The sequence below is a fragment of the Pseudoalteromonas ulvae UL12 genome, from assembly GCF_014925405.1.
Taxonomy (GTDB): domain Bacteria; phylum Pseudomonadota; class Gammaproteobacteria; order Enterobacterales; family Alteromonadaceae; genus Pseudoalteromonas; species Pseudoalteromonas ulvae.
This window is the reverse complement of record NZ_AQHJ01000022.1, coordinates 144,520-167,446: the sequence shown is the minus strand read 5'-3', so window position 1 is coordinate 167,446 and position 22,927 is coordinate 144,520. Positions and strand designations below refer to the sequence as shown.

Genomic DNA, 22,927 nt, shown 5'->3' with positions numbered 1-22,927 from the left:
GGCAAGCATGGCATCAGCCACTTTTATAAAGCTCGCAATATTTGCCCCTTTCACCTAACCTACGTGATCTTCATTTTCACCATATTGCACGCATTTATCATGTCTTTGCTCCTTGATGTTGTGAAGTCTTTTGTCAAGCGCTTCATGTGAACACGACATACGAATACTGTTTTGCGACATTTCTAATGCCGATACAGCAACATCACCGGCATTTGCAGCTTTGTCTGGTGCAAAGAGAATTATACTAATCCTCTTAATTAAGGAGCCGGGGTCAGGTCTTGCACCGCACCGAAATGTGGGGTCAAGTTTTGCAAGATATAAATGCTCATCGTCCGCTTTTGGCACAAAGCAGGCTTTGATTACTCTGTTTTCCCTTTAAACTCACACAAGTCTTCAATTATACAGCTGCCGCATTTTGGTTTTCGAACAACATAGGTATAACGTCCATTAAAATGAGCCAGTGGTGTACATCCACTTTAAACTCTTTGGGGATCATTTTTTCGAGTTTTTGTTCAACAGCAACCATATCTTTTCCCATGGCAAATTTGGTACGGTTGGAAAAACGAAATATGTGGGTGTCGACAGCGATAGTCGGTCAGTCAAAATATAATGAACGTAGAGCGAAAATACTTACTTTTGCAAGACTGCTTTGAGCGAGGAGCGGACTGTTGGGCAAACTCGTTTTTGGGCAGTTCCGATTTAGGACGAATACTTATTTTGTGCCAGTTACTGCCGTTCAGCAAAAACTTAACATCACAAACCTGATCATGATAGCAGACGCTCATGAACTCATTTTTGGAAAGATGCGTTAGCCTCTTTTAATTAATCAAATCTAGATTGCCTAATTTGGCTATTTACCAAGCAAATAAGATCCGGCCTATAAGTTAACTGAACCGTCCAATGACAATCTGGATTGACTAAAAACAATGTGGTTTCAGATGGTTGGGAATTTTTTTTGTGTACCAAACCATGTACCACTGGTACACGGATTTATATGAATATGTGTGGAATTTTAGCGAACCGCTTGAAAGATCAAGCGGTTACTAAAATTGATGAGTCAATCGGTAAGATTACTATTTAGTTTTAGTTGGTTCATACTGTAGAACAATTTAGAGATATTTGAACACGTTTTCCATACATTCAAGGTGCTTCAGAGTAGAGCTATTCTTCAAGTGAAAATTGTAATTACCATCACCGCTAGGATTATCGTTAACATCAATTTTCCAGTGCTTCTTAAGGTAGTAAACTAATACCGCTTTTTCAGTCACCAAAAAATCATCGTCTCTATCAACTAAACCAAACTCTTGAATCAAAGTTGACTTCTTGCTGTCGGACAAACTAGGGTGCAATGTCAATTGCAAAGGCACAAGCAAATGCCAATCAGAATCTTGGGCTAGTGTTTCCAAGGGTAAGGCCGAATCATTCGAACATTCTGTAACATTCTTTAAACGTGAGAATTCAAAACATTTAAATTTAACACCCCCAGATGCTGCGGATTCCCTATGAAAAGCCCTAAACATCCAAGAATGCCCATCATAAAAGAAGGCTGTTGGAACTAAAGTTCTCTCGTCATGATTTTTACTGTTTCCTGATATGTAGTCGCACTTTATCGCAGTTTTGGAATGAATAGCTCTTGTCACCTTACTAATCAGATCAATATCTAAATGCCGTGGCACCATTCCAACTCGCTTGTAAGGAAGCATAGGGCGATCATATAGCTTGTTCTTATTAAAGCCATTGGCTAACATCCCTAGAGCAGTTTCCGCATCTATCTCAATTAAAGGAGTAAAAGAGTCTCGCAAAATAACGTTTTTGCGCATTACTCTATCGTAGTCAACGTTTCTAGGACGTAATCTTTTGTATTCTGAAATTTCCTTTGAGGCTGCTGCGTCACCAATTCCGAAAAAGTCGAGTAGATCTGAACGGTTCAATCCACCTAAAAATCTAACCACAAAATCGATAAAAGCAAACCTTTCGGCTCGCTGTGCATTGTACTTTTTTATCAAGCTCTCATAAGTGAATTTATCCACGACACTCTCCTACCAAACATACTTCTTTCAAACCAATATTAATCAATTATTAATACATATACCAATAAAAATTTAAATCATGCATGCGCACTGTTGATCATCATGGCACGTTGATATATGATACATGTAGATCATATATTAAGCTATATGTGCACATGTAGTGATATGTTCTATCAAATAGCACTATATATGGTGATCCAACAAATAGAGAGGTACAAACAATGGCTATTTATATGGTGATCCAACAAATAGAGAGGTACAAACAATGGCTATTAACGGAAAGTCAGGTGATAACAGAAGACATGGAGCTGTCAAAGGCAGATCTCAAACCCAAACAGGTTCGGGGCATTGGGTAAAAAGGGATACTAGTACAGGACGCTTTATGGATGTTAAGTCTGATGGCACAAAATTTAAGGGGGTCAGAAAAGAAAAATAGGTATTAACTTTTGCTAATACCTATTCTCTGTGAAACATGATAGCTGATATCTGAACAATATTTTCTATCAGGCCGTATAACGGAGGTCTCAAGCCTCGAAGTCATACTTATTCATCTTCGCACGATGATTTTTAAGCATAACTTTAGTTGTTTCACATTACAAGAGTCACTTCCAAATAAGACTATGGAGGATACGTCATGAGTAAACCAAAAGTAATTCATGTCATCTCTTATCCACGTTACCGATTTGGGCGCTGGGAACAAGTATGTACTCACTGGCGTTCAGCACCATCGTCGTAGCGTGATCAATTGTAATGATGGGTTCGGTGCCTCCTTTATAGGCACCTTTTTAACTAAAGTAATGAGAGTTCAATTATGAAAGCTAAATTTCAATTATTCAAAAGCACAAAGAAAAACCAATTTTATTTTCGCCTTTTGGCAACCAATAACCAAATTATATTGGCCTCTGAAGGCTATGCGACTAAAGCGAACGGTAAGAACGGCATTACATCCGTAAAAGTTCATTCTCCACATGATAATTTCTATCAGCGATTAAATGCATCCAATAGACAATATTATTTCACGCTAACGGCAGCCAATAATCAGGTTATCGGAGTTAGCGAACTGTATGTATCTACTAAAGGTCGAGAGAATGGTATTGCATCCGTGAAACAAAATGCGCAAACCGCTGGAATTGAGGATTTAACAGTAGAGTATGCTGGAGCCTAGTGCTTCAGCTACTAATTTACTGTGGCGTGAATTTCTTTACGCAATATTATTACTTACCAAACCCTTTGCTGGGCTGACATAGAATTAAGTTCAAGGATAATGAATGATCAACGCAAAGTTTATCGAAGACGCTACTATCTGCTCTACTATGGATTACAGTGATAATCCTGAAAAGTTCAGAGGTCTTATTGTCTGCCCAGAATGCGAGCAAAAGACTTGGTTTATCAAAGGCTACTCTACTGAAAAAATGGAGAGAATGGCCTGTTTCGCTGCACACCACAAAGAGGGCTGTAATGCATCGACGGTTATCCTGAGTCCTAATGATGATGTCGAAGAGGCAAAAGAAATTGACGCTATGTCCAGTGATTTACGTGTAGACTTGGATAGATCAAATAGTCAGACTATTTATGTATCTCAAGAAAACAATAAACACGGTGAAGAAGATTCAAACTGGCGTTCTGCCCCTAAGGAAAAAGTTATCGGTGGGTCTGATGGTTACCCATTAAATAAATCTCTTCGACAGCTGCTAACTCATGTTTGTAATAACCCTGATTACGCAGAAAAGGGACAAAGCATCACTATCGTGGCCGATTCAGGCCGTAAGATAATAGATGGTCCACTTAAAAATTTTTTAGTTCCAATTGCTAATATCACACCTAATCAATTATCTGAGTCCAAAATATTCTGGGGGACCATAAATAACCTTAATGAAGATAATAAAGGCCAACTTTGGCTCAACTATGGTGACTACCGAACAGAACCTAGTATTGTATTAGACAAAAATCAAAAAGCTGAACTCATCAAAAACTTCAAACTTAAAAGCATTTCTGAGTTAGACGGTTCTGATGTGATTATTGTCAGTCGAGCTGGTCGCTCTCCAAAAGGTAAGGTAATAATTAAAGCCAGCTTTTCTAAGTACATGTCATTTAGAAGATACAAAGTAGCTGATAACAAAACCTGTAACTAACACCCTGCTGGCTCATATAAGTAAAATGCATGTAGTAGCCTGCATATTATGAGTACACTTAAAAGTAACAGCTAAATCATGTATTCCAAATGCCCTTAAGATTGCGACATTTGGGTGTTTGAACTGTCCACTGTATTGGGTTTAAGAATCAAAAGTTACACTCTTGAATTATTTTAGAGTCTTTGCGTTAACTCATCTTGGGGCAGAAACGAGTTACGCCTCAAGGTCCGTTCATGGCACAAAGCAGGCTTTGATTACTCTGTTTTCTCTTTAAACTCACATAAATCTTCAATAAGACACGAACCACATTTTGGTTTACGGGCGGTGCATACATAACGGCCGTGTAGAATGAGCCAATGATGTACGTCTACTTTAAATTCTGCAGGTACTACTTTTTCGAGTTTTTTCTCAACCTCAACCACGTTTTTGCCCATGGCAAATTTAGTGCGGTTTGATACGCGGTCGATGTGGGTGTCGACGGCTATTGTTGGCCAGCCAAAGGCCGTGTTAAGAACGACATTGGCCGTTTTTCGGCCTACGCCCGGTAGGGCTTCGAGGGCTTCGCGATTTTCGGGGACTTCACTATTGTGCTTATCAACCAGTATTTGGCACATTTTGTAGACGTTCGCGGCTTTTGAATTAAATAAGCCGATGGTTTTGATGTAGTCACGCAGCGTATCGTGGCCAAGATCTAAAATGGCTTGCGGGGTATTGGCGACAGGAAACAGCTTGCGAGTGGCTTTATTCACTCCCACATCGGTGGCTTGTGCTGAAAGGGTGACGGCAACGAGTAGCTCAAACGGGCTGGAATATTCAAGCTCCGTTTCAGGGTGTGGGTTGTTATCGCGTAGGCGCGTAAGTATTTGGTGACGTTTTTCTTTATTCATGCAACTTAAACGCATTATACAATAATGCGCTTCCCCTTAAGTTAAACTAGTGACCCTTGCTCTAGGCCCCTTTTCTGGTTGTGCAACCGGTGCTTGGTGTGCTTTAAGTTGTTCATCGATGATATTTTTTGCTGCGATGAGAAATCCCATCGCGATGAACGCCCCTGGCGGTAAGATTGCGAGTAAAAACTGGCTGTCGAATTCAAATACTTCAATGCGCAAGACGGTCGCCCATTGTCCTAATAGCAAATGTGCGCCATCAAATAAGGTTCCTTGGCCGAGCAGCTCTCGCACAGCGCCAAGTACCACTAACACACAGGTAAAACCCAGACCCATCATAAAACCATCCCATGCTGATAAAGCCACGGTATTTTTTGACGCAAAGGCTTCTGCGCGGCCAATAATGGCGCAATTGGTGACAATCAGAGGAATAAAAATCCCGAGGGATTGATAGAGTGAAAAAGTATAGGCGTTCATCAATAATTCAATGATGGTCACAAAGGCGGCGATAATCATCACAAAAACGGGGATGCGGATTTCTTTTGGTACCCAGTTACGCACTAACGAAACGGTAATATTGGAACCCATTAAAACCAATAATGTCGCAAGCCCTAAACCAAGCGCGTTGGTGATGGTCGCGGTGACGGCCAATAATGGGCACAAGCCTAATAATTGAACGAGGGCAGGGTTGTTTTTCCAGAGTCCTTGCTCGGTAATCGTTTTTAAAGCGTCATTCATGATTGGCTCCCGTCGCACTGATTGCGCTTGGCAAATAAGGCATCAAAATGAGTTTGTACATACGTGTTGGCTGATTTGACACTGTTGACCACCGCACGAGGCGTGATGGTGGCTCCGGTGAATTGGTCAAATTGCCCGCCATCTTTTTTAACCGCCCAACGACTGTCGTCGGTAAGGAGCAACTGTTGATCAACAAACGAGTGGATCCAGTCTGATTTTTCAGGTTCGACTTTATCACCTAGTCCCGGTGTTTCTTTGTGATTAAGTACTCGCACACCTGCAACTGTACCGTCTCGATAGATCGCAGAAAGTATTTCGATTTTGCCACTGTAGCCATCAGGCGCAGTGCTTTGCACCAGTAACGCGATGTTTTCACCTGCTTTACGGGCACGGTAAATAGTATGTGGGGCTAAGGTGCCAAGCGCTTCTGCACTGACAATCGTGCAATCAAGATAGAGCTGATTATCATAGCGGGTGCTAGGGAGCACTTGAGATAGAGTATTCATCAGCTTTTTTTGCTCTTGAAGGGCAATTTGATCGGCTGTAGCTAACTGAACTAAGGTCACAGCTCCCGTCGTCAATAAAGCGAATGCAGCAAGAATACCGCCATTTTTACTCATAGAAGGCAATATCATAAGGCATTCCTATGGCCGTAAGTGCGCGGCTGAGTGTAATAATCGATTAAGGGCACTGACATATTAAGTAATAATACGGCAAAGGCCACTGCGTCCGGATAACCGCCAACAGTTCGAATGATATAAATCAGTAAGCCAATGAGTGCGCCATAGATTAAACGGCCTTTGTTGGTTGTTGCAGCACTGACCGGATCGGTGGCAATGAAAAATGCTGCAAACATGGTCGCGCCACTTAATAAATGAAAAATAGGGCCTGCGGTTTGATCAGGAGATATTAGGTAGCCGATGCTCGCACAAACAGTGATGCTCGCCAAAATGGAAACTGGAATATGCCAGTTTATAACCTTTGCTTTTATCAGGTATACACCGCCGAGCAGAAAACCTAAATTAACCCATTGCCAACCAAGACCTGCAAATTGACCAAAAACAGCCTGTTGCATACTTTCGGTAACGGTTAATCCTTTGTTGAGATCCGTTTTGAGAGAATCAAGTGGAGTCGCCATGGTGATGCCATCAACATCGAGTTTAAGTTGAGCAAGGCTAAAGCCATTTTGGCTAAAACCAGTCAACACGACCCAAAGGTGATCAGCGGCACTCAGTGCATGAGTTTGCAAGGTTTCGATGGGTAACCAAGAAGTCATTTGCACCGGAAAAGAAATTAGCAAAAGCACGTACGCGGCCATAGCTGGATTAAATAGGTTAAACCCTAAACCGCCATACAGTTGTTTTACGATTGTGATGGCAAAGAAAGTACCAATCACAATAATCCACCAAGGTGCTAACGAAGGGATACTTAATGCCAGTAGCACCGCCGTCAACACGGCGCTGTAATCTTTTAATGAAGGCAGTATGGATCGTTTGCGCAATTTTAGTACCGCAGCTTCGCAACTAATGGCTGTGACGATTGCTAACGCTAATTGGATAAATACGCCATAACCAAAGAAATACCACATCGCAATAAGGCCCGGAATACAGGCAAGTATCACGCTGATCATTAAAGAGGACAGTGATTTTTGACTGTGGCTATGGGGAGAACTTAACATGTTGAGTTTCATGATTGGCTGTCATCCTCATTGGTATGCGTTGATGTTTGACTGGCTTGTTGAGCGGCTGCGAGTTTTTTCGCCTTCGCGCGGGCAATGGCAGCGGCTATTTTGGCTTTTTTATCGTCCTGCTCGCTGGTGGGCTCGACAGCTTGCTCCATCTTCGGCTGTTTAGTGTGAGTCTCGCTTTGCTGAGCGGCTGCGAGTTTTTTCGCTTTTGCGCGGGCAATGGCAGCGGCCACTTTTGCTTTTTTATCGTCTTGCTCACTAGTGGGTTCAACTACTTGTTCAGTATTTGGTTGCTCAGTGTGAGGCTCGCTTTGCTGAGCGGCGGCGAGTTTTTTCGCTTTTGCGCGAGCAATGGCAGCCGCCACTTTGGCTTTTTTATCGTCTTGCTCGCTGGTGGGTTCAACTATTTGCTCAGTATTTGGCTGCTCAGTGTGAGGCTCGCTTTGCTGAGCGGCGGCGAGTTTCTTCGCTTTTGCGCGAGCAATGGCAGCGGCCACCGCAGCTTTTTTATCATCTGTAGGTGCTGGGCTTGTATCGTTGTTTGCATCCGATGCGTCACTTTCTTGTGCTGCGAGTTTTTTCGCTTTTGCACGGGCAATGGCGGCCGCCACAGCAGCTTTTTTATCATCTACAGCAACTGGGCTTGCCTCGTTGTTAGCATCCGATGCGTCACTTTCTTGTGCGGCGAGTTTTTTCGCTTTTGCACGAGCAATGGCAGCGGCCACAGCAGCTTTTTTATCATCTACGCTCGGAGCTTCTACAGCATTTGCGGGCTGTTTTTGTTCTTTATAAGCCCGTGCTTCAGCTTTTCTCTGCGCTCGTTTAGCGGCAAAGTCTTCTTCGTTGCTGGTCGATTCAGTTTGCTGTTTTGCTTTGGCTCGAGCAAGCGCTGCAGCAACGGCGTCTGTTTTATCTTTGTCTTGTTCTGCGGCACGAGGTGCTTGGCGTTTGTGCCTGTTTTGTCGTTCGGCTTGCTCGCGTTCTAACCGGCTATTTCGGGCTTCAAAGCGTTCTTTTGCACGCTCAGCTTTTAATTTATCGGCTTTTGCTTCTTTAATTTCGGCTTTAGCGACTCGGTAATACTGGACTAACGGAATGTCACTTGGGCACACATACGCACATGCACCACATTCAATGCAATCAAAAAGATTGTGTTCTTCAAGCTTGTCATGTTCTTTGCTTTTGGCAAACCATTGAAGTTGTTGCGGTAATAGGCTTGCGGGGCAGGCATCAGCGCAAGCACTGCAGCGGATACAAGCTTGCTCATCACCAGCAAAAGGCATTTCGATGGTGTTGGGGGCCAGTAAGCAGTTGGTGGTTTTGATCACCGGTACTCTGACGGTCGGCAGGGTGAACCCCATCATCGGGCCTCCCATAATGACGCGTTGATCTGACTCTGGTTCAAACTGGTGCGCCATGAGTACATCGCGCACTTGGGTGCCAAGTAACACCCAAGCATTACCGGGTTGTTTGATGGTTTGGCCGGTTACGGTGACCACTCGTTCAATCAAAGGTTTGCCGCAAACAACCGCTTGTTCTATCGCGAACATGGTTGCGACGTTTTGCACGACGATGCCAATATCACTGGGTAACTTAGTGCTGGGTACTTCGCGCCCAGTCAGCACTTGAATGAGTTGTTTTTCGCCGCCACTTGGGTATTTTGTCGGAATAGCACGAACCAATATTTCGGGATAATTGGCAGCCGCGGCATTCATCGCCGCGATGGCATCGGGTTTATCGTTTTCGATTCCGATGATAATACGACTAGGTGTTAGAACATGAGCAAGAATGAGGCAGCCTTGGATAATTTGCTCGGCATGTTCTTGCATCAGACGATCATCTGCCGTGATATAAGGCTCACATTCGACTCCGTTGATGATCAAATACTCAATATTTTGCTGTGTCTGAGCTTTAACGTAAGTCGCAAAACCCGCTCCGCCCATACCACTAATGCCCGCAAGGCGTATTTTTTCTACTAAATGATCTTTTTCGAGGGTTGCCCAATCTGGACACGGTTCAAGTTCAGCCCAGGAATCTTGGTGATCGGGTTCGATCATAATGCTCAATTCTGGAAGCGCTGAAGGATGAGCGGATGTGTTTGGTGCAATATCAATAATAGTGCCTGAGGTTGGGGCATGCACAGGCACTGCCCAATGCCCTTTGGCTTGAGTTAAGGGCTGACCTTTTAGGACAACATCCCCTTTATTAACGATTAAAGTACCATGGCTACCGATATGTTGTTTCAACGGCACGGTTAAAAGAGCCGGAATAATAGCTTGGTTAATTGCAGTTTGATTAGATAGCTTTTTATGCGTTTGGGGATGGATCCCACCTGGATATTGCCACAGCACACCACGATCAATTTGATTGAGTAAATTATCCACGACTACCTCTTAGTCAATCTGTGTGACTGGAATAGCATCGAGCTGCCATTTCCAATTTTGGCTGGTTGTTTTCACTGGCAACATATCGATGCAATCAACAGGGCAAGGTTCGACGCAGAGGTCACAGCCGGTGCATTCATCAATTAGTACAGTGTGCATTTGTCTTGTCGCGCCAATAATGGCATCGACAGGGCAGGCTTGGATGCACTTTGTACAGCCGATACATTCGTCTTCGCGAATATACGCCACTGTTTTGATTGGCTCTTTTGCTTCTCCTCCGGCAAGAGGTTTGGCTTCTACTCCCATCAAATCGGCCAGTTCTTTTACAGTTGCTTCGCCTCCGGGAGGGCATTTATTAACCTCATCCCCGTTCGCAATCGCTTCGGCATAGGGACGACAGCCCGGGTAACCACATTGGCCGCATTGTGTTTGTGGCAAAATAGCATCAATTTGTTCAACAATAGGATTGCCTTCGACGCGGTATTTAATGGCGGCGTAGCCGAGTATTAAACCGAATAAAAGAGCAAGAACTCCAAGAGAAATAAGTGCGTAAACTAGAATCATTAAAACTTAACCAAACCTGTAAAACCCATGAATGCCATTGACATCAACCCTGCGGTAATCATTGCAATCGATGCGCCTTTGAAAGGGAGGGGAACATCTGCTGCACTTAATCGTTCTCGTAATGCTGCAAATAATATCAGCACCAGAGAAAAACCAACCGCAGCGCCAAATCCGTAAATAGCGGATTGGATGAAATTATGGTTTTTATTAATATTCAACAGTGCCACACCCAGTACTGCACAGTTTGTGGTGATCAGCGGTAAAAAAATACCTAATAACCGATAAAGCGTTGGACTGGTCTTTTTTACGACCATTTCAGTAAATTGGACCACAACAGCGATCACTAAGATAAAACTCATCGTCCGTAAAAACTCGAGATCCAACGGCATTAAAATATAATGGCTGACGAGGTAACTGGTCACAGAGGCCAGCGTAAGAACAAATGTGGTGGCCAATGACATGCCGATGGCTGTTTCGAGTTTTCCAGAGACGCCCATAAAGGGACAAAGTCCTAAGAATTGGACTAAAACGAAATTATTAACCAGCACTGTTGCTATTAAAAGTAACAGGTATTCTGACATGGTTGACTTCCAGCACATTAAAAAACTGGCTTATTATCCAGTTTTCTTCGGGATTTAACAACTTGAAAGGGGAGATTGCTGGGTAAAAATAGCAATAAATCGCATTTACGGCCGAACAGACCATAAATGCGTCGAATTACAGAGTAATAACCTTAAATTTCGCGTGGTTTTTCAATGTAGTAGCCTTGCGCGCCATCAAGACAAAGTTGCTCAACAATGTGCTTTTCTTCCTGGCTTTCAACACCTTCGGCCAGAACGGTCACGCCAATTCGGTGGGCTAAATCAACGATTAAGCGCATAAAGTATTGATTGTTTTTATCTTCTTCAAGGCCTCGAGTATAAGAGGCGTCCATTTTAATAAAGTCGGGTTTTAAATCTCGGAAAAATTTAAAAGAGGTTAAACCAACCCCAAAGCGCTCGACAGTGATCCGTGCACCAACGCGGTGGATCATATCAATAAAACGCTTACTGGCTTTAACGTTTTGCTGTAAACCAAACTCACTGATCTCAAAAATCAGTTTACTGGAAATATTGCTGTCTTTTAGTAGGCGTCGCTCTAACCAAATCAAAAATTGCTCATCATGAGCGCTTCGAGCAGTAATGTTAATGCCAAAAAACTGCCCAGCTAAATTCAGTGTTTTGATTGAGTTAAGTGCGGCTTCAACAATCATTTTGTCAACATGAAAAATTTGGTCGAGTTTTTCTGCCATGGCCAAAAACGATGCTGTGGGCAGTATTTGATCTTCGGCAGTTTTAAAGCGAGCGAGTATTTCAGAGTACACACGGGCGCTGCGATTTGTTGGCATGATTGTTTGTATTAATAATTGCACGCGAGAATTATTTAAGACATCGTCAATCACGGTACGCCAATTTTGATTGCCAAAATTCGCGCTGACATTGTCCATTAAGTCACTTTCTTTTTGGACGTGCCATGCATTGACTTGTTTGCTTTGGGCTAAACTAAGTGCCGTATCCACCTGTGATAATAATTCCCCAAGCGGCTTAGTGGATGAGTATGAAACAATTCCAGTGTTGGCCACTGAGCTGAGCTCGACGCCGCGTTGGTATTCTGTGAATTTTGCTTGTAAGTCTTGTCCAAATCGCTCTGATTCTTTAATCGGAATATTAGGCAATAAAACGGCAAAATCAGAGCTATTTAAACGGTAACATGTCGCACCTGCATAGGTGCCTGCGGCTTTAAGTAATAACTGAGCGACTTCTTTAATATATTCATCACCGTGATGAAAACCGCGGGTCTGATTAATAAGCTGTAACTCACTGCAGCGTACCATAGCCAGTGTACCGAACTGATTTACTTCGGTATTTTCGATATTTTGTTCATAATACTCAACAAATAGATTTCGGTTACCCAGCTCGGTGACGGAATCTTTAAATGCTTGTTGCTTGATTGAGAGTGCAGAATTTTCGATTTCTTGTTGTTTACGCTTTAGGTAAGTATTGAGGCGCACAATGCTTGGAAAAATGGCCGATACACTTTGTTTGGCAATACTGGTATCAAGTTGACTGTTCTTATCATTTTTTTCTATAAAGCTGTCGACTAATAAGGACATATTATTACCAATGCTTTCTTGGGCGCGTTTGATGATGGTTTTCACGCTTATAAAAGGCACAAATGACAAGGTAATGATAAAAAAGACAAAAACAAAAAATTGAGTTTGTGCGTATTCTATTTCGTTTGTCAGATTGATGGTAAATTCTAATTTTAAATTGCTGTCATTATTAACCACATATTGTGGGCGAATGAGAGGAGTCGAATTATGGATCAGATCAGCAAGGGCAGGGAGCGAGGTTCGGCCTGGTTCAGAATCAAGTATATTTCCATCTAAATCTTTAATAATAAGACGATTTAAATTAAAGGTGATGATGAGCTGCGTAGAGAGAGTTTCTGCATCTACATTTAAAGAGGTGTTTTTAAGATGGTAATCAACCGCTTTTTGCGTTTGCAATTGCTGTAGAGAAGCCAAGCTTTGCAAATTACTGACAAATAAATAAGTGCCTATGGTGAAGGAGGAGATAAAAAAGAAAATTTGAAGCAAAAAAAATCGTGTTGTTCCAGCCATGGTCCATTTCTTATTTTAAGTTGTTCACAGTGGTAAATTTAGATTACCGACAGGTAAATATCTATTCTTAAACAAATAAATTTCAAATAAGAAGGTTAAGGCAAAGAGTAATAAATGTCTATATAAAAGAGTAGGGAATAGGTGTTTTGATTTGGCTCCCCCTCCCCGACTCGAACGGGGGACCTGCGGATTAACAGTCCGTCGCTCTAACCAACTGAGCTAAGGGGGAACTAAAATAGGGCAGTGTACTTAAATTGGCTCCCCCTCCCCGACTCGAACGGGGGACCTGCGGATTAACAGTCCGTCGCTCTAACCAACTGAGCTAAGGGGGAACAATATATGTAGTATGTAGTTGGCTCCCCCTCCCCGACTCGAACGGGGGACCTGCGGATTAACAGTCCGTCGCTCTAACCAACTGAGCTAAGGGGGAACTACATAAAGTGTCTAGAAACTTGGCTCCCCCTCCCCGACTCGAACGGGGGACCTGCGGATTAACAGTCCGTCGCTCTAACCAACTGAGCTAAGGGGGAACTACATAAAGTGTCTAGAAACTTGGCTCCCCCTCCCCGACTCGAACGGGGGACCTGCGGATTAACAGTCCGTCGCTCTAACCAACTGAGCTAAGGGGGAACTACATAAAGTGTCTAGAAACTTGGCTCCCCCTCCCCGACTCGAACGGGGGACCTGCGGATTAACAGTCCGTCGCTCTAACCAACTGAGCTAAGGGGGAACTACATAAAGTGTCTAGAAACTTGGCTCCCCCTCCCCGACTCGAACGGGGGACCTGCGGATTAACAGTCCGTCGCTCTAACCAACTGAGCTAAGGGGGAACTACATAAAGTGTCTAGAAACTTGGCTCCCCCTCCCCGACTCGAACGGGGGACCTGCGGATTAACAGTCCGTCGCTCTAACCAACTGAGCTAAGGGGGAACTACATAAAGTGTCTAGAAACTTGGCTCCCCCTCCCCGACTCGAACGGGGGACCTGCGGATTAACAGTCCGTCGCTCTAACCAACTGAGCTAAGGGGGAACTACATAAAGTGTCTAGAAACTTGGCTCCCCCTCCCCGACTCGAACGGGGGACCTGCGGATTAACAGTCCGTCGCTCTAACCAACTGAGCTAAGGGGGAACTACATAAAGTGTCTAGAAACTTGGCTCCCCCTCCCCGACTCGAACGGGGGACCTGCGGATTAACAGTCCGTCGCTCTAACCAACTGAGCTAAGGGGGAAGCGTGTGTCTCTCAACGGGGCGAAATATTAATGACCGCACTGCAAAGTGTCAACAACTAATATTGTAATAATTCAATAATTAGGTTTGTTCGCTTGTTTTCTACTCAATAAGCTGGGTTTTTGACGTTTTTGTTTTTAAATTGAGCAGTTTATTTTGCACCTCACAATAGGATGGTTGCACTCTCAAGCGTATTACAGAGACATTAAAAGGTATTACAGAGAAATAAAAGCTCTGTGTGCAGAAAACTATTTGAGCAAAGTGTACGTAAAAAAGTGTAGGTAAGTAGATTAAACATAAAAGCACTTTTCATATCGAAAAAAATGCCCTGAAGTTAGACTCGTTTGTAAATAAAAAAGGGTAAAAAGGGTCCGTTTTTTTATAAGCCTTATAGAATAAGGCTTGGAATTAGTTATCCACGGTTTCTGTGGATAACTCTGTTTATGAAACTTTTAAAAGTGAATTCAGGCCTTTGTTTGCCAGCGATACAGCGAGATCAAGATTTATTTCATATTTATTTATTCTTTTATTTTCAGTTAGTTATTAAAGTCAAACTATTTAATGACAAATCTTTTGCTTTATTTAAGTGGTTGTAATTGATTTGAAATGATTGTGCAAAAATAAAACACTTACAGCGCTAGTTGTTACTAACATGTAAATTTTCGGTGTTGATTATGTATTTTTGGCAAAGGTGATGGGCTGGAGCCTGATATTTTTTATTCACAGTTATTTACTGAGCACAACACAGACAAAGAGTTAAATATTGTGTTGCAATTTAAGCGCATTATTTTATCGATTTAGATAGAAGCCCTTGGCTGGATGTTTTAGAATAGCCATCCCTGAAAAAATGGCGTCAGTATGCAAACTCAATCATCACCGAAACCAGATTTACTCTCCGATCCTATTTCTTTGACTCTGCGCAAAATGACCATCCCAATGTTGTTTGGAATGATCACGCTGATGTTATTCAATTTAGTTGATACCTTTTTTGTTAGTCTACTGGGCACAGAACCATTAGCTGCAATTAGTTTTACGTTTCCTGTGACATTTACTGTGATTAGCCTCGCTATTGGTTTAAGCATCGGTACTTCTGCGGTGATTGCAAAAGCCCTCGGGTCAAAAAACCTTGATGAAGCACGGTATGATGGAGTAGTGGCATTAATTGTGTCAGCGTTAATGGTCGCAGTGTTAGCGTTTATAGGTTATTTGGCAATAGACATTATCTTTGGTTGGTTGGGGGCCAGTGAGCGTTTAATGCCTTATATATACGATTATATGTCGGTGTGGTTTATTGGCAGTGTGATTTTGATTACGCCGATGATCGGCAACGCAGTGCTAAGAGCCAGTGGCGATACCAAAACGCCGAGTATTATCATGGGGTTTGCGGGTATAGTAAATGCTGTTTTAGATCCTATCTTGATTTTTGGCTTTGGGCCAGTGCCTGCTCTGGGGATTCAAGGGGCGGCGATTGCCAGCGTGATCGCTTGGAGCTCGGCAGTTGTTTTAATTTTATATATTCTGATTGCTCAAAAACAGTTATTAAGCCTTGATGCGGGGCAGCAAACTTTTTTCCGCGCGGCAAAAAAGATACTCAAAATTGGTTTTCCGGCCGCCAGTGCAAATATGCTCACACCGATTGCTATGGCGGTAATGACTGCGTTAGTTGCACGTCATGGAGAAACTGCAGTGGCAGCGTTTGGAGTGGGGAGCCGGATTGAATCCATCGCTTGTCTCGTGGTATTGGCGCTATCGATGACGCTTCCGCCGTTTATTAGTCAAAACTTTGGGGCACAAAAACTCGACCGCGTTCAATATGCTTATAAAGCAACTTTGAAGTTTATTATGGTGTGGCAGTTTGCAATTTATGTGCTGCTGATTGCGACATCTCATTGGTTAAGCCGTGCGTTTGCCGATGATCCTCATGTTATCGAAGTGATTAAGCTCTTTATGTGGGTATTGCCTTTGGGTTACGGTATTCAAGGGATCATCATTTTGACGAATTCATCATTTAATGCCTTACACCAACCTATGAATGCGCTTATTTTAAGTGTGATCCGTCTGTTTATCTTTTATTTACCCTTTGCCTATGTTGGCAGCATCGTTGCTGGTTTAGAAGGGTTATTCGTGGGTGCTGTTATTGGCAATATCTTTACTGCGTGTATCGCTTACCGTTGGTTTATTAAGTATCTTGAAAAAGTAAACCAACAACAATCTCAAGAGTGTTTAGTATGAGTGACGTCTTTGAGTTAGTCTCTGAGTTTACCCCTGATGGCGACCAGCCGACAGCCATTAAACAGCTGTGCGAAGGACTTGAAGCCGGGTTGGCACACCAAACATTATTAGGTGCAACGGGCACGGGTAAAACCTTTACGATGGCCAATATCATCCATGATTTAAACCGTCCAACCATTATCATGGCGCACAATAAAACACTCGCTGCTCAGCTTTATGGTGAGATGAAGGAGTTTTTTCCGAACAACGCGGTTGAATATTTTGTTTCTTATTATGACTATTATCAGCCCGAAGCGTACGTTGTTGCCAGTGACACATTTATTGAAAAAGATGCGTCAATTAATGAACATATTGAGCAGATGCGCTTATCAGCCACTAAGGCACTGTTAGAGCGTCGTGACGTAATTATTGTTGCGTCAGTGTCAGCGATTTATGGTCTGGGCGATCCAGATTCATACATGAAAATGATGCTGTTACTTAAAGTGGGCGAAACGGTTAATCAGCGTGATATGTTAAGGCGTTTGTCTGAACTGCAATACACTCGTAATGATATTGACTTTCAACGTGCTACTTATCGTGTACGAGGGGAGGTAGTTGATATCTTTCCAGCAGAATCAGAAACGTACGCTATTCGCGTTGAAATGTTTGATGACGAAATTGAGCGTTTAAGCATTTTTGATCCCCTGACTGGCGCAGTCGAAAAGCACATTGTCCGTGCAACAATTTACCCAAAATCCCATTATGTGACACCGCGAGAAACGATTTTAAATGCTACCGAAGCGATAAAAGCAGAGCTTAAAGAACATCGCGAATTTTTACTTAAGCACAATAAATTAGTTGAAGAACAGCGTGTCACGCAGCGTACTCAATATGATATTGAGATGATGGTCGAGCTTGGTTATTGTTCTGGAGTTGAAAACTATAGCCGTTATCTATCAGGACGCGCGCCGGGCGAGCCACCTCCTACTTTATTGGATTATTTGCCAGATGATAGCTTGATGATCATCGATGAATCCCATGTGACGGTGTCACAAATTGGTGCGATGTACAAAGGGGATCGCAGCCGCAAAGAAAACTTAGTTGAATATGGTTTTCGTATGCCTTCTGCAATGGATAACCGCCCACTCAAGTTTGATGAGTTTGAAGCAATTGCACCACAAACCATTTATGTGTCGGCGACACCCGGTGATTACGAATTAGAACGTTCATGCGGTGAAGTGGCTGAGCAAGTTATTCGTCCAACCGGGCTGCTCGATCCAGAAATTGAAGTGCGTCCTGTTAGCACTCAAGTCGATGATTTATTGTCTGAAATCTACAAACGCGTCGCGCTTAAAGAGCGAGTTTTGGTCACGACACTCACTAAACGGATGGCTGAAGATTTAACGGATTACCTGTCAGAACATGATGTAAAAGTGCGTTATCTTCATTCAGACATAGATACAGTTGAAAGAATCGAAATCATTCGAGACCTTCGTTTAGGTGTATTTGATGTGTTAGTGGGCATTAACTTATTAAGAGAAGGCCTTGATATGCCAGAGGTGTCGTTAGTGGCTATTCTGGATGCTGATAAAGAAGGATTCTTGCGTTCAACGCGCTCTTTGATTCAAACCATTGGTCGTGCCGCACGTCATTTAAGTGGCCGGGCGATTTTATATGGTGATAAAATCACTAAATCAATGGCCAAAGCTATCGAAGAAACGGAGCGCCGCCGTGAAATCCAACATGCGTATAATATCAAACATGGCAAAGTACCCGTTGCTTTAAATAAAAAAGTCACAGACATCATGGATGTGGGGGAGGATGTCAAAGGGCAACATACACAGAGCGCACCTGCGCTTAGTTCGCAGCTTTCCCCTGGTCAGATTGCAGATCAAATTAAGACCCTTGAAAGTCAAATGTTATCACATGCTCGTGAGCTTGAGTTTGAAAAAGCCGCGCAACTTCGTGATCAAATCCAACAATTACAACATAGTTTAATTCATGCCTAATTTAGATTTTACGCCTATTTGCGATGCACTGGTTAAAGCCGATATTCACAGTGAAGAGTTGCAGCGGGTTTTTCATGGCCGTGGCCATACTATTGCCGAACTTAGCCACTTAAATGTCGATTTTTATCCACCTTATTTGTTTATCAGTGCCTACGAGCCGCTCACGCAAGTGCAGCTGGCACAATTAAACACTGTGTTGCTTGACACTATCAATGCGCATTGGCCTAACGCCATTACCGGAATGATTTATCAACATCGCGCAGGGCAGCAGACGCAGACCACAATCTTAATGGGTGAAGATCCCGGCGCGTTTGTGATCCAAGAGCTAGGAGTGAAATATCAGGTCGAACTGACTCGTCACCAAAATACTGGCATTTTTCCAGATATGCGCGAAGGGCGACAGTTTGTAATGAATCATGCACAGCACGCCAATGTACTGAATTTATTTTCTTACACCTGTGGTTTTTCGGTTGCAGCTATGAAAGGCGGCGCTGATCGTGTGGTGAACATGGATATGAATAAAGGCGTGCTGCGAATAGGTAAAATTAACCATCAATTAAATGATGTGGATCGAAATGTCAGCTACTTACCCCATGATATTTTAAAATCGTTTGGTAAATTAAAAAAGATGGGCCCTTATGATCTAGTGGTAGTCGATCCACCTAGCTTCCAAAAAGGCAGCTTTGTGCTGACAAAAGACTACCAAAAAATTATCCGCCGTGTGCCCGAGTTACTCACCGACAATGCCCATGTCTTATTTTGTGCAAACAGTCCTGAATTATCAGAGCAAGCATTTAAAGACTTGATTGCTGAACATTGTGACAGTCGTTTAACATTTATGCACCGTTTAGAGCCAGCCCCTAATTTTATCGAGGTTGATACAGATCGCAGCCTCAAAGCACTCGTGTACACACGCGCGTAATACGAGGCTAAAAAGCCGTAATCGATCAGTGCTTAGAGCTGATCGATTTCTTCTTTTAGAGAATAGTTTTTATCTGTGACTATTTTTTCGAGTACCTGCACACGTTCAGTTAATGCAGATAACTGTTGCTTGAGCTGTTTTTTTTCTTCATCGCTTTCACTATTGTGAGCGAGCGTTTTTTCTTTAAATTCGAGATGTTTCTTATACATATCGAAAATGACCCCAAAGCCAACGGAAATAAAGACAATGAGGACTATCATTGTTGTGCCATTCATAATGTGCTCCTGCATGTTAGCCGAGATGAATCATGTCATCGCGAACGTAATTTAACGTGAGGGTTCAGTATTAATAATATTGGCCCAGTTGCCAACTGACAAAAGTCATTATTGCGCAAAATGATCGTTCAATCGACTCAGTAAAGTGTAAGTAAATATAATGAGTCTGCTTTTTATAGAGAATAAAAAGCGTGTAATTAAAAAAGGAAAGAGATAAAAAAGCCCTGATAAACAGGGCGATAAACTTATGCTTCGTATTCGAGGGGATCGGAGACGTTATTTAATGAAAACGCTTCGAGGCGCTCTTGGCACGCACCACATTTGCCACATGCTTTTTGACGACCGTTATAACAGGTCCATGTTTGGCTGTAATCTAAACCCATTTTTAAGCCATCAGTTAAAATATCTATTTTGGTGTTGTTTAGATAAGGGCTGATGATTTCAACGGCATCGTAGTTGGCTATTTTGCACACATCATCCATTTTTTTAACGAATTCTGGGCGACAATCTGGGTAAATAGCATGATCGCCTGAATGCGCACCATAATAGACCTGACTGGCCTTCAGCGACACGGCATACCCGACAGCTAGTGAGAGTAAAATCATATTCCGGTTTGGGACTATGGTGCTTTTCATGCTTTCTTCTTCATAATGTCCCTCAGGAACATCAATGTCATCAGTCAATGAAGAGCCGCCAATTAACTGATTAATAGCAGAAATATCGACAATTTTATGTGGAACATTTAATTGTTTACAAACGTTAGCTGCCACTTCGAGCTCTTTTACGTGACGCTGACCATAATCGAACGATAGGGCATAGACTTCGTGGCCTTGGTTGATGGCTTTATTAAGCACAGTAAAAGAATCCATTCCTCCGGAATAAATAACAACAACTTTTTGCGGCATAATCGTCTCGCTCTGGGTATAATAGAGGTTTTGTCAGGGCGCGATATATTACACGTTCATCGGCAAAATAACAATTTTCAGTGCTTAATATCTTATTTAGGCCGTTTTTATCGTTTTACGTCTGAGTGCGTGCAGTTATAGGAAGTTTTTTTTGTATAAAATTAATGAAATATTTGAAACCATCCAAGGCGAGGCAAGTTTCACGGGTGTTCCTGCGATTTTTGTCCGTTTACAAGGATGTCCCGTTGGTTGTGCTTGGTGTGATACAAAGCAAACTTGGGAAACATCAGATACCTATAAAGTCGATTTAGAAAAAACGGTTGAAAAAAAAGCCGACTCGGAGTTATGGGCAGATGTGTCAGTGGCGCAGCTGTTAGCTATCTTTACTGAAAAAGGCTACAGAGCTAAACACATAGTGATCACAGGTGGAGAGCCGTGCATGTATGACTTAAACCCATTATGTGAAGGGTTACATGCAGCGGGGTATGATACGCAAGTTGAAACCAGTGGTACGTTTGAAATCAAAGTCCCTGCTAAAACTTGGGTGACGGTGTCACCGAAAATTAATATGCGTGGTGGTTATCCAGTGCTTAAAAGTGCCATGGAACGTGCTAATGAAATTAAGCATCCTATTGCCATGATGAAACATGTTGAAGAACTTGAACAGCTGATTGAAGCGTGTGGGGTTTCACCCAAATTGATTTACTTGCAACCGATTTCACAAAAAGCCAAAGCGACACAGTTGGCAATCGAAGTATGTACACAGAAAAATTGGCGGTTATCTGTTCAGGTGCATAAGTACTTAGGGATTAACTAGGGGCTATACACTGCTCGGGGCGATAAAAACGCTTTCATCTCGAACAAAATTTAATCACAAAAGATCAACAGCCACTAAATGCTTATGCTAAAACGCTCAGAATTTCTGAGCGTTTTTGTATCAGGAATGATCTGAATGGGCGGCTTTTTCATCAGCTAAGTCGTCTTTGAGTTTGCGGATTTTAAGCCCTAACTCTTGACCGCGATGGCGCGAGTAATACGTACAACCAATAAACATGGCGCTGGCAAACAGCAGCTCTAATAAAACCCATATCCGTAATTCTGGCGCTGTCCAAAGCAAGGTAAAACCATGAATGAAATAAATCATGACCACAAAATTGGCCCACGCGTACGTATATGTTTTGTCTAATACGATGCCAATTAATGGCAAGAGTAATGGCAATACATAGAGGCTGAATAAAAAGCCATCGCTATAGCCTGCAGGTCGTGCAAATACAAACATCCATAATGGCATTAAAATCAGTAAGCCCGCGTAACCAAACAAAGCTAGACGCTGAAACTTTTTAGTGATCGGTTTTTTCTCGATGTTCATGATGATAATTTCTCAGAAATAATAGCTAATCGTTTTCCGATTGCATGGCAGATTTTTTGCTCGTCTTTACTCAGTTCATTGGTGTTGTCTAAGCCCGCGACATGGGTTGCCCCATAAGGCGTGCCACCTGTTTGTGTGCTGGATAATTCAGGCACATCGTACGGCACACCGAGCAACATCATTCCGTGATGTAATAAAGGTAAGGCTAAGGTTAAGAGCGTGGTTTCATTACCACCATGCATACTTGAGCTGGAACTAAACACACATGCAGGTTTATCGATTAATGCGCCTTTTAACCAGAGATCGCTGGTCGACTCCCAAAAGGTTTTAGCCTGTGCGGCCATCATGCCAAAACGGGTTGGCGTGCCAAAGGCGAGTGCTTGGCAATCGCGTAAGTCTTCTTTACTCACCACAATGTCATCAGGCTGTTGCGCCACAAAGGTGCGCAGTTTCACTTCACAGCCGTGTTGCTCGATTGCATCCGCAATTTCATGGGCTAAGTGTTTCACTGAGCCATGACTGGAATGATAAAGTACTAGAATATAACTCATGGGAATAGCGCTAACACCGTTTCAGGCGGACGGCCGATAGCTGCGCGGTCATTATGAATAACAATCGGGCGTTCTATCAGTTTTGGGTGTTGATGCATGGCTAACACTAACGCTGCTTCATCATGTTGCTCTTTAAGTGCTAGCTCTTTGTATAAGTCTTCTTTGGTGCGCATTAATTGGCGAGCAGAATCAAAACCTAATTGTTTGATAATACGTTGAAGTGTCTCGATTGAAGGAGTGTCTTTGAGGTATTCAACAATTTCAGCATTAATATTATGCGTATTAAGCAGCGCCAGGGTTTCACGTGATTTAGAGCAGCGCGGGTTATGGAAGATTTGAACAGTCATAGGATCACCTTAAAATAGTTTGCGC

The 22,927-nt window shown here is 42.8% G+C and carries 21 protein-coding genes, 11 tRNA genes and 1 pseudogene; 6 read left to right on the top strand and 27 right to left on the bottom strand.

What is annotated here, in order from left to right:
* Positions 1-54 precede the first annotated feature (54 nt).
* The 3 genes and pseudogenes from PULV_RS22130 to PULV_RS02940 form a co-directional block, all read right to left on the bottom strand.
* Entirely contained in the window at positions 55-180 is a 126-nt protein-coding gene (locus tag PULV_RS22130) for a hypothetical protein (RefSeq protein ID WP_405127478.1), read from the bottom strand.
* Between the two features lie 179 nt (positions 181-359).
* Positions 360-595 (bottom strand): annotated as a pseudogene (locus PULV_RS02945) (endonuclease III); the annotation flags it as partial.
* A 514-nt stretch (positions 596-1,109) separates the two neighbouring features.
* Positions 1,110-2,030, bottom strand: coding sequence for a WYL domain-containing protein (locus PULV_RS02940; protein WP_193330895.1), 921 nt, complete (start codon positions 2,028-2,030; stop codon positions 1,110-1,112).
* Positions 2,031-2,841: 811 nt separating this feature from the next.
* On the opposite strand from PULV_RS02940, the gene PULV_RS02935 reads away from it, so the two are divergent.
* Complete coding sequence (locus PULV_RS02935; protein WP_193330894.1) at positions 2,842-3,195, top strand: YegP family protein; 354 nt, start codon at positions 2,842-2,844, stop codon at positions 3,193-3,195.
* Between the two features lie 103 nt (positions 3,196-3,298).
* Positions 3,299-4,162 (top strand): hypothetical protein, encoded by an 864-nt coding sequence (locus PULV_RS02930; RefSeq protein ID WP_193330893.1) that lies wholly within the window; start codon positions 3,299-3,301, stop codon positions 4,160-4,162.
* Between the two features lie 254 nt (positions 4,163-4,416).
* On the opposite strand, the gene nth is transcribed toward PULV_RS02930, so the two are convergent.
* From nth to PULV_RS02835, 19 genes are all read right to left on the bottom strand, one after another.
* Entirely contained in the window at positions 4,417-5,049 is a 633-nt protein-coding gene (gene nth, locus PULV_RS02925) for an endonuclease III (RefSeq protein ID WP_193330892.1), read from the bottom strand.
* Positions 5,050-5,085: 36 nt separating this feature from the next.
* A complete protein-coding gene (locus PULV_RS02920) occupies positions 5,086-5,787 on the bottom strand; it encodes an electron transport complex subunit E (RefSeq protein WP_086742982.1) in 702 nt (233 codons plus the stop codon).
* Positions 5,784-6,422, bottom strand: a complete 639-nt coding sequence (gene rsxG / locus PULV_RS02915; protein ID WP_193330891.1) for an electron transport complex subunit RsxG — start codon at positions 6,420-6,422, stop codon at positions 5,784-5,786. The genes PULV_RS02920 and rsxG overlap by 4 nt, the downstream gene beginning before the upstream one ends.
* On the bottom strand, positions 6,419-7,477 hold the full coding sequence (gene rsxD / locus PULV_RS02910; protein ID WP_193330890.1) for an electron transport complex subunit RsxD: 1,059 nt from the start codon (positions 7,475-7,477) through the stop codon (positions 6,419-6,421). Before rsxD ends, rsxG begins: the two co-directional genes overlap by 4 nt.
* Positions 7,474-9,858, bottom strand: coding sequence for an electron transport complex subunit RsxC (gene rsxC, locus PULV_RS02905; RefSeq protein WP_193330889.1), 2,385 nt, complete (start codon positions 9,856-9,858; stop codon positions 7,474-7,476). The genes rsxD and rsxC overlap by 4 nt, the downstream gene beginning before the upstream one ends.
* Before the next feature lie 9 nt (positions 9,859-9,867).
* On the bottom strand, positions 9,868-10,422 hold the full coding sequence (gene rsxB / locus PULV_RS02900) for an electron transport complex subunit RsxB (RefSeq protein ID WP_193330888.1): 555 nt from the start codon (positions 10,420-10,422) through the stop codon (positions 9,868-9,870).
* Entirely contained in the window at positions 10,422-11,003 is a 582-nt protein-coding gene (gene rsxA / locus PULV_RS02895) for an electron transport complex subunit RsxA (protein WP_086742987.1), read from the bottom strand. Before rsxA ends, rsxB begins: the two co-directional genes overlap by 1 nt.
* A gap of 152 nt (positions 11,004-11,155) precedes the next feature.
* Positions 11,156-13,084: an EAL domain-containing protein gene (locus PULV_RS02890; protein WP_193330887.1), complete on the bottom strand. Its 1,929-nt coding sequence runs from the start codon at positions 13,082-13,084 to the stop codon at positions 11,156-11,158.
* A 152-nt stretch (positions 13,085-13,236) separates the two neighbouring features.
* Positions 13,237-13,313: transfer RNA gene (locus PULV_RS02885), tRNA-Asn, on the bottom strand.
* Between the two features lie 26 nt (positions 13,314-13,339).
* Positions 13,340-13,416, bottom strand: a tRNA-Asn gene (locus PULV_RS02880).
* 21 nt (positions 13,417-13,437) lie between these two features.
* A tRNA-Asn gene (locus PULV_RS02875) sits at positions 13,438-13,514 on the bottom strand.
* Positions 13,515-13,537: 23 nt separating this feature from the next.
* Positions 13,538-13,614: transfer RNA gene (locus PULV_RS02870), tRNA-Asn, on the bottom strand.
* Positions 13,615-13,637: 23 nt separating this feature from the next.
* Positions 13,638-13,714 (bottom strand) — tRNA-Asn (locus PULV_RS02865).
* A gap of 23 nt (positions 13,715-13,737) precedes the next feature.
* A tRNA-Asn gene (locus PULV_RS02860) sits at positions 13,738-13,814 on the bottom strand.
* A gap of 23 nt (positions 13,815-13,837) precedes the next feature.
* Positions 13,838-13,914 (bottom strand) — tRNA-Asn (locus tag PULV_RS02855).
* A gap of 23 nt (positions 13,915-13,937) precedes the next feature.
* A tRNA-Asn gene (locus PULV_RS02850) sits at positions 13,938-14,014 on the bottom strand.
* A gap of 23 nt (positions 14,015-14,037) precedes the next feature.
* Positions 14,038-14,114: transfer RNA gene (locus tag PULV_RS02845), tRNA-Asn, on the bottom strand.
* Positions 14,115-14,137: 23 nt separating this feature from the next.
* Positions 14,138-14,214: transfer RNA gene (locus PULV_RS02840), tRNA-Asn, on the bottom strand.
* Positions 14,215-14,237: 23 nt separating this feature from the next.
* Positions 14,238-14,314, bottom strand: a tRNA-Asn gene (locus PULV_RS02835).
* An 857-nt stretch (positions 14,315-15,171) separates the two neighbouring features.
* Between PULV_RS02835 and PULV_RS02830 the strand changes: the two genes are divergently transcribed.
* From PULV_RS02830 to PULV_RS02820, 3 genes are read left to right on the top strand one after another with little or no spacing between them, the layout of a single operon-like run.
* Positions 15,172-16,545 (top strand): MATE family efflux transporter, encoded by a 1,374-nt coding sequence (locus PULV_RS02830; RefSeq protein WP_193330886.1) that lies wholly within the window; start codon positions 15,172-15,174, stop codon positions 16,543-16,545.
* Entirely contained in the window at positions 16,542-18,533 is a 1,992-nt protein-coding gene (gene uvrB / locus PULV_RS02825) for an excinuclease ABC subunit UvrB (protein ID WP_086742990.1), read from the top strand. Before PULV_RS02830 ends, uvrB begins: the two co-directional genes overlap by 4 nt.
* Positions 18,526-19,455, top strand: coding sequence for a class I SAM-dependent methyltransferase (locus PULV_RS02820; protein WP_086742991.1), 930 nt, complete (start codon positions 18,526-18,528; stop codon positions 19,453-19,455). Before uvrB ends, PULV_RS02820 begins: the two co-directional genes overlap by 8 nt.
* 32 nt (positions 19,456-19,487) lie before the next feature.
* On the opposite strand, the gene PULV_RS02815 is transcribed toward PULV_RS02820, so the two are convergent.
* Together PULV_RS02815 and queC are read right to left on the bottom strand one after the other, a co-directional pair.
* The gene (locus PULV_RS02815) at positions 19,488-19,730 is read right to left on the bottom strand and encodes a hypothetical protein (protein ID WP_086742992.1); all 243 of its coding nucleotides are present in this window, start codon (positions 19,728-19,730) and stop codon (positions 19,488-19,490) included.
* 245 nt (positions 19,731-19,975) lie between these two features.
* A complete protein-coding gene (gene queC / locus PULV_RS02810; RefSeq protein WP_086742993.1) occupies positions 19,976-20,635 on the bottom strand; it encodes a 7-cyano-7-deazaguanine synthase QueC in 660 nt (219 codons plus the stop codon).
* 151 nt (positions 20,636-20,786) lie between these two features.
* On the opposite strand from queC, the gene queE reads away from it, so the two are divergent.
* Complete coding sequence (queE, locus tag PULV_RS02805; RefSeq protein WP_086742994.1) at positions 20,787-21,452, top strand: 7-carboxy-7-deazaguanine synthase QueE; 666 nt, start codon at positions 20,787-20,789, stop codon at positions 21,450-21,452.
* Between the two features lie 120 nt (positions 21,453-21,572).
* Here queE and PULV_RS02800 read toward each other — a convergent pair whose 3' ends face one another.
* Genes PULV_RS02800 through arsC form a run of 3 tightly spaced genes read right to left on the bottom strand, consistent with a single transcriptional unit; the run spans position 21,573 to position 22,902 of the window.
* Complete coding sequence (locus PULV_RS02800; protein WP_086742995.1) at positions 21,573-22,004, bottom strand: DUF2069 domain-containing protein; 432 nt, start codon at positions 22,002-22,004, stop codon at positions 21,573-21,575.
* A complete protein-coding gene (wrbA, locus tag PULV_RS02795; protein ID WP_193330885.1) occupies positions 22,001-22,555 on the bottom strand; it encodes an NAD(P)H:quinone oxidoreductase in 555 nt (184 codons plus the stop codon). The genes PULV_RS02800 and wrbA overlap by 4 nt, the downstream gene beginning before the upstream one ends.
* Positions 22,552-22,902, bottom strand: coding sequence for an arsenate reductase (glutaredoxin) (gene arsC / locus PULV_RS02790; protein ID WP_193330884.1), 351 nt, complete (start codon positions 22,900-22,902; stop codon positions 22,552-22,554). The genes wrbA and arsC overlap by 4 nt, the downstream gene beginning before the upstream one ends.
* Positions 22,903-22,927 lie beyond the last annotated feature (25 nt).